The following is a 14,669-nucleotide window of genomic DNA, read 5'->3' as shown; positions in this document are numbered from 1 at the left end:
TGTTCCTTTATTGGTACGCGATTATCAGGGTTATGTCAACTTTTGATTGGTGTGACATGCATCAAGTAAACCAGCGATAGCCTGCGCCGAATGAACGAAAGATCGTTGCGGTTTTGAACAATGACGGTAGACTGCACGCCAAATAATGTACAGCTGTACGCTGAAACGCTGTCAAATTCTTCCCCCTTAGAAATTCTTTTACAGATGAATAATCATTTACAGCCATACCATGTGGTGCACCGGGTCCAAGATCGAATCAATCACTGCGCAGGCCGTATTACGTTGCGCGAGTGGACGCCTGCGGGCGAGCAGCAGCTCACCTGGACACAGGCCGGGCAGCGCATTCAGCGCATTGCCAGCGCGCTCTTAGCGCTGGGGCTGGATGTTCAGGAACGGGTTGCAATTTTCTCTCATAACTCAATGAATTGGTCGCTAGCCGATCTGGCGCTGCTGCACCTGCGTGCGATCAGCGTGCCAATCTATGCCACGAATACGGCGTCGCAGGCGGCGTTCATCATCAATGATGCCGATATCCGTACGATATTCGTCGGCGGCCAGGAGCAGTTGGATGCGCTGCTGGCGCTGCGGGACACGTGCCCGCAACTGCGAAACATCATCGTGATGGACGAGGGCGTTAATCTACGCGGTAGCGACATCGCGCAATCCCTGCATGAATTTGAAGCGCAGGCCGTAGACGATTTCTGGCGTGATGAATGGCAAACGCGCATCGACAGCCGCGATCTCAACGATCTGTTTACGCTGATCTATACCTCTGGCACTACCGGCGAGCCGAAAGGCGTCATGCTGGATTACACCAACATGGCGATGCAGCTTAAGCTGCATGACGATCGTTTAAGCATGTCGGAAAACGACGTATCGCTCTGTTTCTTACCGCTTTCCCACGTATTTGAACGTGCGTGGAGCTTTGTCATCATGCATCGTGGTGCCCAGAACGTGTATCTCAACAACACGAATCTGGTTCGTGATGCGATGCAGGCGGTGAAGCCGACGGTGATGTGCGCCGTACCGCGTTTTTATGAGAAAGTTTATAGCGCCATCCATGAAAAAGTGGCGCAGGCGCCGTGGTATCGCCAGCGGCTATTTAACTGGGCCATCGCGCAGGGGCAACACGCTTTTCTGACGAACCAAACCGCGAAGAAGGGCGGTCTCTTCCGCCGCGTTATGCACCACTATGCAGACCGTCTGGTGTTAGGGAAACTGCGCCAACTGCTGGGGGGCGAGATTCGCTTTATGCCAGCCGCAGGCGCGCGACTGGATGACAATATCATTCTGTTTTTCCGGTCGATCGGGATTCGCATTATCTATGGTTACGGCATGACAGAAACCTGTGCGACGGTTTCCTGCTGGGAGGAAGGCCGCTTCCGCCTGGGCTCTATTGGTACGCCGTTGCCGGGCATTGAGGTCCGCATTGGCGAGGAGAAAGAGATTCAGGTACGCGGTGCGACCATCATGCGGGGCTATTTCCACCGTCCGCAGGAAACCGCAGAAACGTTTACCGAAGATGGCTGGCTGAAAACCGGCGATGCGGGGGAACTGGATGCCAACGGTAACCTGTTTATTACCGAACGGTTGAAAGACCTAATGAAAACCTCCGGCGGTAAATATATTGCCCCGCAGCATCTGGAAGGCACGCTGGGACAGGATCGCTTCATCGAACAGGTTGCGATTATTGCGGACACGCGTAAGTACGTGTCTGCGCTGATTGTTCCTTGCTTTGAGGCATTGGAAGAATACGCTCATTCCATCAATCTGAAGTACCATGATCGTCTGGAGCTGCTGCGCCACAGCCATATTATTGAGCTGTTCGAACAGCGTTTGCGGGAGATGCAGAAAGAGCTTTCCCGCGTGGAGCAGGTGAAGAAATTCACGCTGCTGCCAGTGCCGTTTTCGATGGCGGAGGGGGAATTGACGCCAACGCTCAAGCTGCGCAGGAAGATCATCAACCAGCGTTACCAACTGGAAATTGATGCGATGTACGCAGAGTCTTGATGATGTCGTAGGCCGAGAAGCGCGTTTCCTGAAAAGAAATGTGGTTTTCGGCCTCAATATTTCACTCTGTAATTTGTGGCCTTTATGGACGATCTCTCAGGTCTGAAGGTTCCCAGTTAGTATTTTATCTCAGTTCCTTTTTCCCTCACGTTTGATTTCCCCTAGGCACGATTAAGGGCGGTGGTTTTTTGCCGTTTGTCTGCGTCATAATCTGGCGTTATGTTAATGGGTTATCAGTAATCCCTATAATATTTCGTATTCTTGTACTAAAAGTTAACAGTATTAATACAATGTGAGCGCGGGGATTTCTCCCGATCAATACAGAAGCGGATTCCGCTTTCTGAACAAAAGAGGCAGACCCATGGAGATGTTGTCAGGCGCCGAAATGGTGGTCCGATCGTTGATCGATCAGGGCGTAAAACATGTGTTCGGTTATCCGGGCGGTGCGGTGTTGGATATTTACGACGCCCTGCATACGGTTGGCGGTATCGAGCATATTTTGGTGCGGCATGAGCAAGGTGCGGTACATATGGCGGATGGCTATACGCGCGCGACGGGTGAGGTCGGCGTTGTGCTGGTCACGTCCGGTCCCGGTGCGACCAATGCCATTACCGGTATCGCTACTGCCTATATGGACTCCATTCCTATGGTGGTGTTGTCCGGTCAGGTTGCGACTTCGTTGATTGGCTACGATTCCTTCCAGGAATGCGACATGGTGGGGATCTCTCGCCCGATCGTGAAGCACAGTTTTCTGGTCAAGAAAGCGGAAGATGTCCCGACGATCCTGAAAAAAGCGTTTTATCTGGCATCAACCGGACGTCCGGGGCCCGTGGTGGTCGATCTGCCGAAAGACGTCATGAATCCGGCGAATAAGCTGCCGTACGTTTACCCCGAAAGCATCAGCATGCGTTCCTATAGCCCGACGGTTCAAGGGCACAAAGGGCAGATTCGTCGTGCGTTGCAAACGCTGCTGGCGGCAGAAAAGCCGATTATCTACAGCGGTGGCGGCGTGATTAACGCAGAGTGCCACGAAGAACTGCTGACGCTGGCGGAAAAACTGAACCTGCCAGTGACAACCTCGCTGATGGGGCTGGGCGGCTTTCCTGGCACGCACCGTCAATGCCTCGGTATGCTGGGGATGCACGGGACGTATGAAGCCAACATGGCTATGCATAACGCCGATGTAATTTTCGCCGTCGGGGTGCGCTTCGACGACCGTACAACGAACAATCTGGCGAAGTACTGTCCGAATGCGACGGTATTGCATATCGATATCGATCCCGCGTCGATTTCCAAAACGGTCAATGCCGATGTTCCTATCGTTGGCGATGCCAAACAGGTATTAAGCCTGATGCTGGAGTTGCTGGCGCAAGATGGCGCACAGCAGCAGTTTGATGCGCTGCGCGACTGGTGGCAGGTTATCGAACAGTGGCGTGGGCGTCACTGTCTGAAATACAGCACCGACAGCGACAAGATTAAACCGCAGGCGGTGATTGAAACGCTGCATCGGCTGACCGAAGGCAAAGCCTATGTGGCATCGGACGTCGGCCAGCACCAGATGTTCGCCGCGCTGTATTATCCTTTCGATTTACCGCGCCGCTGGGTGAACTCCGGTGGACTGGGCACGATGGGCTTTGGCCTGCCTGCGGCATTGGGCATCAAACTTGCTCTGCCGGAAGAAACGGTGATTTGCGTAACGGGCGACGGCAGTATTCAGATGAATATTCAGGAGCTTTCTACGGCGCTGCAATATGATCTGCCTGTGGTGGTCATTAACCTGAACAACCGTTTCCTCGGCATGGTGAAACAGTGGCAGGACATGATTTACTCTGGCCGCCATTCCAGTTCTTACATGGAATCATTACCGGATTTCGTCAAGCTGGCTGAAGCGTACGGTCACGTCGGGATTTCTATCGATACGCCGGACGAACTGGAAAGCAAGCTGTTGCAAGCGCTGGCGCAGAAAGATCGTCTGGTGTTTGTTGATATCAATATCGACAGCAGCGAGCATGTTTACCCCATGCAGATTCGCGGCGGGGCGATGGATGAAATGTGGTTGAGCAAAACGGAGAGGACCTGATCATGCGGCGGATTTTATCAGTATTACTTGAGAATGAATCAGGCGCCTTGTCACGTGTCGTCGGCCTGTTTTCCCAGCGCGGCTACAATATCGAAAGTCTGACGGTGGCACCAACCGAAGACCCAACGCTATCTCGTATGACTATCCAGACGGTAGGCGATGAAAAAGTGCTGGAGCAAATCGAAAAGCAACTGCATAAGCTAGTGGATGTCCTGCGCGTCAGTGAACTGGGGCAGGGGTCGCACGTTGAGCGTGAGATCATGCTGGTGAAGCTACAGGCTACAGGCTATGGTCGTGAAGAAGTGAAACGCTGCGCCGATATTTTCCGCGGCCAGATCGTGGATGTTACCGCTTCGCTTTATACCGTACAGCTTGCTGGTACCAGCGATAAACTGGATGCGTTCCTCAGTGCCGTACGTGAAGTGTCCGAAATTGTTGAAGTGGCGCGTTCTGGTATCGTCGGCGTATCGCGCGGCGATAAAATCATGCGTTAATCGACTTTTCGCTGCTTTTTCTTTTAAGAGGCCCGATAATCGTATCGGGCCTTTTTATTTCCCTTATCTTATATAGACACAATATATTCAGCTTAAAAGACATCCATTATTGATATGGCAGCTTGAAATATGTGGGTAACGTGATAAAAGCAGTTGCCGTACAAAAGCTTCTGCTGTTAGATCTACGCCATATCCATGATGATTTTATGGTCATCACACTATTTATTGAGCCGGCCTACTTATTTTCCGGCCTACTAAGGGGTTACCGTGAAACTGGATGAAATCGCGCGTCTTGCGGGTGTTTCACGCACGACAGCCAGCTATGTCATTAACGGGAAAGCAAAACAATATCGCGTCAGCGATAAGACCGTTGAGAAAGTCATGGCTGTCGTCAGGGAGCACAATTATCATCCCAACGCCGTCGCGGCTGGATTACGTGCCGGGCGTACGCGTTCAATTGGTTTGGTTATTCCCGATTTGGAAAATACCAGCTATACGCGCATCGCTAATTATCTGGAGCGCCAGGCCAGACAGCGCGGATATCAGCTATTAATTGCGTGTTCAGAAGATCAGCCAGACAACGAGATGCGGTGTATTGAGCATCTGTTGCAGCGCCAGGTTGACGCGATTATTGTTTCTACTGCATTACCGCCAGAGCACCCGTTTTATCAACGTTGGATAAACGGCAGTCTGCCGATTATTGCGTTAGACAGGGCGTTAGATCGTGAGCACTTCACCAGCGTGGTGGGAGCCGATCTTGAAGATGCTGAAATGCTGGCGCAAGAATTAAGGAAAATGCCTGCGAAATCGGTACTTTATCTTGGTGCCTTGCCTGAGCTTTCCGTCAGTTTCTTGCGTGAGCAGGGGTTCCGTCAGGCATGGGCGGGCGATCCGCGCGAAGTGAATTACCTTTATTCCAATAGCTATGAACGTGTGGCTTCCGCTGCTGCGTTTATGGATTATTTGAAAGATAATCCTATGCCCGAAGCGTTGTTCACCACCTCATTCCCGTTATTGCAGGGGGTGATGGATGTTAACCTGAGGATTAACGGACGTTTGCCGAATAATCTGGCTATCGCGACCTTTGGGGACAATGAGCTGTTGGATTATCTGGAGTGCCCGGTATTGTCTGTCGCTCAGCGCCATCGTGAAGTCGCGGAACGCGTACTGGAGTTGGTGCTTGCCAGTCTGGATGAGCCGAAAAGACCGAAGCCAGGTTTGAATCGTATCCGACGTAATCTGTACCGCCGTGGCTCACTGAGTCGCGTGTAATCTCTACCTGCTTTTTTGCGCCATAGATTGCTATGGCGCTTCTTCCTTACCCAGCCTCAATTCACTTTTACGGCAAGGCGACCCGGAATAGCCGACGGCAATATTCCAGAAAGTAGCCATATATCACGCCCGTCACCATCGACACCACCAAATTACTGGTCACTGCGGTCAGGATTTGCGCGGGATTTGCCCCGATAGACCAGAGAATGATGGCGTAAACCGGGGATTGGAAACTGACATAGGCAAACAGATCGGCAACGCTGCGCACCAGGAAATGCTCACCGCCGTGACGTCTGGCCATATTCAACACGCGATCGCGATAAAGCCCGTACGGCCAGGCAATGGCAATATTGACGGGGATAGATAACAAGCGTGAAGACAGCGATTGTTCGAAGCTCATACCGGAAAGCATGATTTCTATCGCCATGCCGGTGATGAAACAATAGACAACGAGCGCAAAGGTATCTGCGGTGGCACTTCGCAATCGTGACGTCGGGGAAAACATTCCTGGTTGCTCCATTCTTAGGGCGGATAAACTGGTGTAATGGCTTGGCATGGTTTTTTGTCATGCCTTATTTTGTTTGTGTAGTTTACATCACTGCATGATTGGCTTTGTACTAGGTAAAAATATTTATTTATGAGTGTTTTTTATACTTTCCCGCTACTTTATGTCTGTCCGGTAATTTTCCCGTTTTTTTATCGCGACAAGGGATTTAAAGTTATTTAAAAACAATTTGTTATGATTTTTTGGCAAGAGGCCTTTCTGCGCGGAAGAGAATTGCGTTAAAGCATTAAAGGAAGTGAGTAGATGACCGATAAAACAGGGTTGCTTGTGGTGCCCCATTTTTAATACGTCTTTGGGGATGAAGGGCGCTCAATTTATTCGGCGCGTTTCCTGAACCTGCTTTCTTTTCAGGAAACCGAATTCGTCAGTAGGGGTATCAATTAACGTAAATCAGCTGATTAATGAGGAATTGGCGATGTTGATGTTAAAAATGTGACATTGAGCAGATGTTAACAGCTACGGTATGATGCTGCGGACTTGTGTAGGCCTTGGTATTCAAGGTGTTTGGCTTGGTAAGACTATTCTGAAAACCGCTGTCTTTGGTATCAGCTTGTGACAATAAAAATAATCGATATACCGGAGTTGGTGGCTATATGTTTGCAATGTTCTCGTTCCGCTATGAATTTATCTCAAATTATCATGATGTTAATCTTTGTTAATTCTGACTCCTTATTCCTTTTGCCTCTATTACGGCCCCAATTCATTCAGGAATAATCCCAAAGCGCGCCAGCTCTGGCTTGACAAGGTTTTCATACCCTCCGTACACTCTTAAAGGTGGGATTTTGTGGGGTAAAGTGGTGAAAAAGGTTATGGAGGGGTAACTCAGGTATGTTTCGTGGAGCTACGCTGGTTAACCTCGACAGTAAAGGGCGCCTTGCTGTGCCTACCCGATATCGGGAAATGCTGAACGGGGAATCGCAAGGTCAAATGGTTTGCACCATTGACTTGCATCAGCCATGCCTGCTGCTTTATCCCCTACCTGAATGGGAAATTATTGAACAAAAATTGTCGCGCTTGTCGAGCATGAACCCTGCTGAACGTCGTGTTCAGCGTTTGTTATTGGGGCATGCCAGCGAGTGCCAAATGGATAGTGCAGGGCGTTTGTTGATTGCGAATACGTTAAGGCAGCATGCGGACCTCAAAAAAGAAGTGATGCTAGTCGGGCAGTTCAACAAGTTTGAACTGTGGGATGAACAGACTTGGTATCAACAGGTCAGGGATGATATTGACGCTGAACAATCGACTCAGGAACCTTTGTCTGAGCGGTTGCAGGACCTATCGCTATAGCCATGCTGGAAAATTATAAACATACCACCGTCCTGTTGGATGAGGCAGTAAATGGCCTGAACATTCGCAGCGGCGGCATATACATCGACGGCACATTTGGCCGTGGTGGCCATTCTCGTCTGATTCTTTCCCAACTGGGGCCGGAAGGACGTCTGTTAGCTATCGATCGCGATCCTCAGGCAATTGAAGCCGCCAAGGCGATTGACGATCCTCGTTTCTCTATTATTCACGGGCCGTTTTCCGCGATGGCGGAGTATGTTGCGGAACTCGGACTGACCGGAAAGATCGATGGCGTTCTGCTCGATCTTGGCGTTTCTTCTCCTCAGCTTGATGACCCTGAGCGTGGGTTCTCCTTTATGCGCGATGGCCCGCTGGATATGCGTATGGATCCGACGCGTGGCTTGTCCGCTGCTGAATGGCTGATGAAAGCGGAAGCTGACGACATTGTCTGGGTCTTGAAAACGTTCGGCGAAGAGCGTTTTGCCAAGCGTATTGCTCGCGCCATTGTGGAACGTAATCGTCTTGATCCGATGACGCGAACAAAAGAACTCGCCGAATTGATCGCTGCCGCCAGCCCGTTTCGGGAAAAACATAAACATCCGGCAACGCGCAGTTTTCAGGCGATCCGCATTTATATCAATAGCGAACTGGAAGAGATCGAACGTGCACTAGAAGGTGCATTGAGCGTACTAGCTCCGCAGGGGCGTCTGTCGGTGATCAGCTTCCACTCGTTAGAAGATCGGATTGTGAAACGGTTTATTCGCCATCAGAGCCGTGGGCCACAGGTGCCAGCTGGCCTGCCGTTAACGGAAGAACAGTTGCGCAGCCAGGGCGGACAGACGTTAAAAGCTGTCGGCAAGAAACTGATGCCTTCGGAAGCCGAAGTGGCGGAAAACCCACGCGCGCGCAGTTCTGTTCTGCGTTTTGCCGAGAGACTGCCAGCGTGATCGGTAACGAGCGGCATACTCTGGTTGGCGTCATTGGTGAAGATTTGCTGCGTCATGCAAAGCTCCCGGTGTTGCTGATGGTTGCCGTGCTGGTTTCTGCGGTCTTTGTGGTTACAACGGCGCATAAGACGCGTCTGCTGACGGCTGAACGCGAACAGCTTCTGCTGGAGCGTGATGCGTTGGATATCGAATGGAGAAACTTGATCCTAGAGGAAAACTCACTAGGGGATCATAGCCGCGTGGAGCGGATCGCGACGGAAAAACTGCAAATGGGGCACGTTGATCCGTCACAGGAAAACATTGTGGTTAAGCAATGAACTAAATAGGCAACCAGCTAAGCATGAAAGCAGCCCGTACAGGAAAGTTAAAGCGCCAAGAAGATCAAGCCAGCTTTGTTAGCTGGCGTTTTGCGTTGCTTTGCGGCTGTATCCTGCTTGCGATGGTTGGCTTGATGGCGCGTGCGGCTTATCTTCAGGTCATCAACCCAGACAAACTGGTGCGTGAAGGGGATATGCGTTCTCTGCGCGTACAGGAAGTGCCAACGGCACGCGGCATGATAAGCGATCGTGCTGGCCGGCCTTTGGCCGTCAGCGTGCCGGTAAATGCCGTCTGGGCCGATCCGAAAGAAGTGAACGATCGTGGCGGTATTACGTTGGATACGCGCTGGAAAGCACTGTCCGATGCGCTCGATATTCCGTTGGATCAGTTGGCAACCAAGATCAACGCTAATCCTAAAGGTCGCTTCGTTTATCTGGCTCGTCAGGTGAACCCAGCTATTGGTGAATATATCCATAAGCTGAAGCTACCGGGCATTAATCTGCGGCAGGAATCTCGCCGGTATTATCCTTCTGGACAAGTGACCTCTCACCTCATTGGCTTCACCAATATCGATGGACAGGGTATTGAAGGCGTTGAGAAAAGTTTTGACCGCTGGCTGACTGGGCAACCCGGTGAACGAACCGTGCGTAAAGACCGGTTTGGCCGCGTGATTGAAGATATCTCCTCCGTTGACAGCCAGGCTGCACACAATCTGGCGCTCAGTATTGATGAGCGTTTGCAGGCGCTGGTTTACCGTGAACTCAATAACGCCGTTGCCTTTAACAAAGCTGAGTCAGGAACGGCCGTATTGGTCGATGTGAATACGGGCGAAGTGCTGGCAATGGCGAATAGCCCGTCTTATAACCCGAACAATTTGGCGGGTACGCCGCAAGACATTATGCGTAACCGCGCGATTACCGACATTTTCGAACCCGGCTCTACCGTTAAACCGATGGTGGTAATGACGGCGCTACAGCGCGGGGTCGTGAAAGAAAACAGTGTACTCAGCACCCTGCCGTATTACGTCAATGGTCATGAGATCAAAGACGTGGCGCGTTATAGCGAATTGACGCTGACGGGTGTGCTTCAGAAGTCGAGTAACGTTGGCGTGTCCAAGCTGGCGTTAGCGATGCCTTCCTCTGCGCTAGTAGATACTTATGCGCGCTTTGGATTAGGAAAAGCGACCAATTTGGGGTTGGTCGGAGAAAGCAGTGGCTTATACCCTCAAAAACAACGGTGGTCTGACATAGAGAGGGCCACCTTCTCTTTCGGCTACGGGCTAATGGTAACACCGTTACAGTTAGCGCGAGTCTATGCCACGATCGGCAGTTTTGGCATTTATCGTCCACTGTCGATTACCCGAGTTGATCCACCCGTTCCTGGTGAGCGTGTCTTCCCTGAAGCGCTGGTGCGTTCCGTGGTGCATATGATGGAAAGCGTGGCGCTACCCGGCGGCGGCGGTACCAAGGCGGCCATCAAAGGTTACCGCATCGCGATTAAAACCGGTACGGCCAAGAAAGTTGGCCCAGATGGCAAATACATCAACAAATATATTGCCTACACGGCGGGTGTGGCACCAGCCAGTAACCCACGCTTTGCTCTGGTTGTTGTGATTAACGATCCGCAGGCAGGGAAGTACTACGGCGGCGCGGTTTCTGCGCCAATCTTTGGCGCCATCATGGGCGGCGTTTTGCGTACGATGAATATCGAACCGGATGCCTTGCCGACGGGCGACAAAAACGATTTTGTAATTAATAGAGAAGAGGGATCAGGTGGCAGATCGTAATTTGCGCGATTTACTTGCGCCGTGGGTGCAAGACACTCCGGCGTGCGCGCTGCGGGAAATGACATTAGACAGCCGCGTTGCGGCTGCCGGGGATCTGTTTGTCGCGATTGTCGGGCACAAAGCAGATGGACGGCGCTATATTCCGCAGGCAATTGCGCAAGGCGTAGCAGCGATTGTTGCCGAAGCAGAAGGTGAAGCCGCTGATGGCACCGTTCGCGAAATGCACGGTGTGCCAGTGGTGTATCTCAGCAATCTGAACCAGCGGCTTTCTGCGCTGGCAGGCCGTTTTTATCAGCAGCCTGCGGAAAAGTTACAGCTGATTGGCGTAACGGGAACCAACGGAAAAACGACGACGACTCAGCTTCTGGCGCAGTGGAGCCAGGCATTAGGCGAAACGAGTGCGGTGATGGGCACGGTAGGCAATGGCCTATTGGGTCGGGCGATTCCGACAGAGAATACGACAGGATCCGCTGTCGATGTTCAGCAGGTACTGAGCCAGTTGGTAGAGCAAGGCGCGACGTTCGCCGCAATGGAAGTGTCCTCGCACGGTCTGGTGCAGCATCGTGTGGCTGCGTTGCCGTTCGCGGCGGCGGTGTTCACTAACCTGAGCCGCGATCATCTTGATTATCATGGCGATATGGAAAGCTACGAAGCGGCCAAATGGGCGCTGTTCGCCGAGCATAGCGTCGGGCAGATGATTATCAACGCTGATGATGAGATTGGGCTGCGCTGGTTGGCGAAGTTGCCGGATGCGGTTGCTGTCACTATGGAGAACAATCTGGTCCCCGGCTGCCGTGGGCGCTGGCTGAAAGCGACACAGATTGATTATCACGACAATGGTGCCACGATCGCGTTTGATTCAAGCTGGGGGCATGGCGAAATTGAAAGCCGTCTGATGGGCGCGTTTAACGTCAGCAATATGCTGTTGGCGCTGGCAACGCTGCTGTCTCTCGGTTATCCGCTCGACAAATTGGTCATCGCGGGCTCTCATCTGCAACCCGTATGTGGCCGCATGGAAGTTTTCCATGCTGAAGCAAAACCAACAGTCGTTGTGGATTACGCCCACACGCCAGACGCGCTGGAAAAAGCGCTTGAAGCGGCTCGCTTGCACTGTCAGGGGAAACTCTGGTGTGTGTTTGGCTGTGGTGGCGATCGTGATAAAGGTAAGCGCCCACTTATGGGCGGTATCGCAGAACAACTGGCTGACCGCGTTGTGGTTACCGATGATAACCCGCGTAGCGAAGAACCTCAGGCCATTGTTGCCGATATTCTCTCCGGGCTGCTGGATGCCGGACGCGTTCAGGTGATTCACGGACGTGCTGAAGCGGTCACGAGCGCGATCATGCAGGCGCAGGAAAATGACGTGGTGCTGGTTGCGGGTAAAGGGCACGAAGATTACCAACTGGTGGGCAATCAGCGTCTTGATTATTCCGATCGCATCACCGTTGCCCGCCTGCTGGGGGTGATTGCATGATTCGCGTCTCCTTGCAGCAGCTTGCCACGGTGCTGAATGCGCAGCTGATTGGCAAAGATATTGAAATTGAAGATGTTTCAACCGATACGCGTAAGTTGACGTCCGGTGGTTTGTTTGTTGCGCTGAAAGGCGAGAAATTCGATGCGCATGATTACGCTGCTGATGCAGTGAAAGGCGGCGCGGCGGCTCTTTTAGTCAGTAAGCACTTACATATCGATGTGCCGCAGCTGCTGGTGAGCGATACGCGTCTGGCGCTGGGTCAATTAGGTGCATGGGTTCGTCAGCAGTCAACGGCGCGTGTTGTCGCCCTGACAGGCTCTTCCGGCAAAACCTCGGTTAAAGAGATGACGGCGGCGATTCTGCGCCAGTGTGGCTCCGTGTTGTATACCGCTGGTAACTTCAACAACGATATCGGTGTGCCGCTAACGCTGTTGCGTCTGACGGCGGAACACCAGTTCGCAGTGATTGAGCTGGGGGCGAATCACATTGGTGAGATTGCCTATACCACCGATCTGGTGCGGCCGGAAAGCGCGTTGGTCAACAACTTAGCTGCCGCGCATCTGGAAGGTTTTGGTTCACTGGCCGGCGTGGCGCAGGCGAAAGGTGAGATATTTTCTGGTTTGCCAGCAGACGGCGTAGCGATCGTGAATGCGGACAGCAACGATTTCCCGCACTGGCAGGTCATGCTGAATCATAAAACCGTCTGGCGTTTCTCACCGCAGGCTGCTTGCGATATCGATTTTTTTGCCAGCGACGTAGACGTTTTGGCGCAAGGCACGCGCTTCACTCTGCATACACCGTTTGGCGAAACGCAGGTTCTGCTGCCTTTACCGGGTAGACATAACATCTCGAACGCACTGGCGGCGGCTTCACTGGCGATGTCCGTCGGAGCGACGCTGGAAGCCGTTAAAGCTGGGTTATCTCAGCTTCAGGCTGTGCCTGGGCGGCTGTTCCCGATTGCCTTGTCTGAAGGCAAACTGCTGCTGGATGACAGCTACAACGCCAATGTCGGCTCAATGACGGCTGCGGCACAGGTGCTGGCAGAGATGCCGGGCTACCGCGTGATGGTCGTTGGTGATATGGGCGAACTGGGTGATGAAGCCCCTGAGTGCCATCGTCAAGTGGGCGAAGCGGCGCGTGTTGCAGGCATTGATCGTGTATTGAGTGTGGGAACATTGAGTGAATTGATCGGCACGGCCAGTGGCAATGGTGAGCATTTTCAGGATAAAGCCGCTCTGGTTTCACGTTTGAAGGTGCTGATGTCAGAACATAACGTCATCAGCGTATTGGTTAAAGGCTCACGCAGTGCTGCGATGGAGCAGGTTGTACATGCATTACAGGAGAATGCGCAATGTTAGTATGGCTGGCCGAACATTTGGCCAAACTTTATACCGGTTTTAACGTCTTTTCTTATTTGACGTTCCGCGCCATTGTCAGCCTGCTGACCGCATTGGTTATTTCCCTATGGATGGGACCGCATATGATTGCCTGGTTGCAGCGTTTGCAGATTGGGCAGGTTGTGCGTAACGAAGGGCCAGAATCGCATTTCAGTAAGCGCGGAACCCCGACGATGGGCGGCGTGATGATCCTGGTGGCGATTATCGTTTCCGTTTTGATGTGGGCGAATCTGTCTAACCCGTATGTCTGGTGCGTACTGCTGGTGTTAGCGGGCTATGGCGCGGTCGGCTTTGTCGATGATTACCGCAAAGTGGTTCGTAAGGATACCAAGGGGTTGATTGCCCGCTGGAAATATTTCTGGCAGTCGGTGATTGCGCTCGTGGTGGCTTTCACCATGTATTCCATCGGTAAAGATACGCCAGCCACGCAGCTGGTTGTACCGTTTTTCAAAGACGTAATGCCGCAACTGGGCCTGCTCTATGTTGCGCTGGCCTACTTTGTGATTGTCGGCACCAGTAATGCGGTAAACCTGACCGATGGTCTGGATGGCTTGGCAATCATGCCGACCGTGTTTGTTGCCGCTGGCTTTGCGCTGGTGGCATGGGCAACGGGGAACATGAATTTTGCCGGTTACCTGCACATTCCGTATATCCGCCATGCCAGTGAACTGGTGATCGTCTGCACCGCGATTGTGGGCGCAGGGCTTGGGTTCCTGTGGTTTAACACCTATCCGGCGCAGGTCTTCATGGGTGACGTCGGTTCGCTGGCGCTGGGCGGCGCGCTGGGGACTATCGCGGTCCTGCTGCGTCAGGAGTTTTTGTTAGTGATTATGGGCGGTGTCTTCGTAGTCGAAACGCTGTCGGTGATTTTGCAAGTCGGGTCCTTTAAGTTGCGCGGGCAGCGGATTTTTCGCATGGCACCGATTCATCATCATTATGAACTTAAGGGCTGGCCGGAACCGCGCGTGATTGTGCGCTTCTGGATTATTTCGTTGATGCTGGTGCTGATTGGCCTGGCAACGCTGAAGGTACGGTAAGA

12 protein-coding genes are annotated in these 14,669 nt (G+C 52.4%); 11 read left to right on the top strand and 1 reads right to left on the bottom strand.

Going from position 1 to position 14,669, the window contains the following annotated elements; genetic code table 11:
• Nucleotides 1–204: 204 nt before the first annotated feature.
• The 4 genes from BJJ97_RS01760 (at nt 205) to cra (ending at nt 5,856) form a co-directional block, all read left to right on the top strand.
• Nucleotides 205–2,010 carry an AMP-dependent synthetase/ligase gene (locus tag BJJ97_RS01760; protein ID WP_095995305.1) on the top strand — a complete coding sequence of 602 codons (1,806 nt, stop codon included), beginning with the start codon at nt 205–207 and terminating at the stop codon, nt 2,008–2,010.
• 361 nt (nt 2,011–2,371) lie between these two features.
• The gene (gene ilvI, locus BJJ97_RS01755) at nt 2,372–4,090 is read left to right on the top strand and encodes an acetolactate synthase 3 large subunit (protein WP_095992906.1); all 1,719 of its coding nucleotides are present in this window, start codon (nt 2,372–2,374) and stop codon (nt 4,088–4,090) included.
• 2 nt (nt 4,091–4,092) lie between these two features.
• Entirely contained in the window at nt 4,093–4,584 is a 492-nt protein-coding gene (gene ilvN / locus BJJ97_RS01750) for an acetolactate synthase small subunit (RefSeq protein ID WP_095700619.1), read from the top strand.
• Nucleotides 4,585–4,851: 267 nt separating this feature from the next.
• On the top strand, nt 4,852–5,856 hold the full coding sequence (cra, locus tag BJJ97_RS01745; protein WP_039483474.1) for a catabolite repressor/activator: 1,005 nt from the start codon (nt 4,852–4,854) through the stop codon (nt 5,854–5,856).
• 67 nt (nt 5,857–5,923) lie between these two features.
• On the opposite strand, the gene BJJ97_RS01740 is transcribed toward cra, so the two are convergent.
• Nucleotides 5,924–6,361: an L-alanine exporter AlaE gene (locus BJJ97_RS01740; protein WP_010681525.1), complete on the bottom strand. Its 438-nt coding sequence runs from the start codon at nt 6,359–6,361 to the stop codon at nt 5,924–5,926.
• Between the two features lie 888 nt (nt 6,362–7,249).
• On the opposite strand from BJJ97_RS01740, the gene mraZ reads away from it, so the two are divergent.
• Genes mraZ through mraY form a run of 7 tightly spaced genes read left to right on the top strand, consistent with a single transcriptional unit; the run spans nt 7,250 to nt 14,667 of the window.
• Nucleotides 7,250–7,708, top strand: a complete 459-nt coding sequence (mraZ, locus tag BJJ97_RS01735) for a division/cell wall cluster transcriptional repressor MraZ (RefSeq protein WP_010298042.1) — start codon at nt 7,250–7,252, stop codon at nt 7,706–7,708.
• A gap of 2 nt (nt 7,709–7,710) precedes the next feature.
• Nucleotides 7,711–8,655 (top strand): 16S rRNA (cytosine(1402)-N(4))-methyltransferase RsmH, encoded by a 945-nt coding sequence (gene rsmH / locus BJJ97_RS01730; protein ID WP_095700617.1) that lies wholly within the window; start codon nt 7,711–7,713, stop codon nt 8,653–8,655.
• Nucleotides 8,652–8,972 carry a cell division protein FtsL gene (gene ftsL / locus BJJ97_RS01725; protein WP_039278301.1) on the top strand — a complete coding sequence of 107 codons (321 nt, stop codon included), beginning with the start codon at nt 8,652–8,654 and terminating at the stop codon, nt 8,970–8,972. Before rsmH ends, ftsL begins: the two co-directional genes overlap by 4 nt.
• Before the next feature lie 23 nt (nt 8,973–8,995).
• A complete protein-coding gene (locus BJJ97_RS01720; RefSeq protein WP_095992905.1) occupies nt 8,996–10,759 on the top strand; it encodes a peptidoglycan glycosyltransferase FtsI in 1,764 nt (587 codons plus the stop codon).
• Complete coding sequence (gene murE, locus BJJ97_RS01715; protein ID WP_095992904.1) at nt 10,746–12,233, top strand: UDP-N-acetylmuramoyl-L-alanyl-D-glutamate--2,6-diaminopimelate ligase; 1,488 nt, start codon at nt 10,746–10,748, stop codon at nt 12,231–12,233. Before BJJ97_RS01720 ends, murE begins: the two co-directional genes overlap by 14 nt.
• Complete coding sequence (gene murF / locus BJJ97_RS01710; protein WP_095992903.1) at nt 12,230–13,591, top strand: UDP-N-acetylmuramoyl-tripeptide--D-alanyl-D-alanine ligase; 1,362 nt, start codon at nt 12,230–12,232, stop codon at nt 13,589–13,591. Before murE ends, murF begins: the two co-directional genes overlap by 4 nt.
• A complete protein-coding gene (gene mraY / locus BJJ97_RS01705) occupies nt 13,585–14,667 on the top strand; it encodes a phospho-N-acetylmuramoyl-pentapeptide-transferase (protein ID WP_010298023.1) in 1,083 nt (360 codons plus the stop codon). The genes murF and mraY overlap by 7 nt, the downstream gene beginning before the upstream one ends.
• Nucleotides 14,668–14,669: the final 2 nt, after the last annotated feature.

The organism is Pectobacterium polaris, from assembly GCF_002307355.1.
GTDB lineage: Bacteria > Pseudomonadota > Gammaproteobacteria > Enterobacterales > Enterobacteriaceae > Pectobacterium > Pectobacterium polare.
The sequence above is the reverse complement of the archived record's forward strand: the minus strand, read 5'-3'. Positions and strand labels throughout refer to the sequence as shown.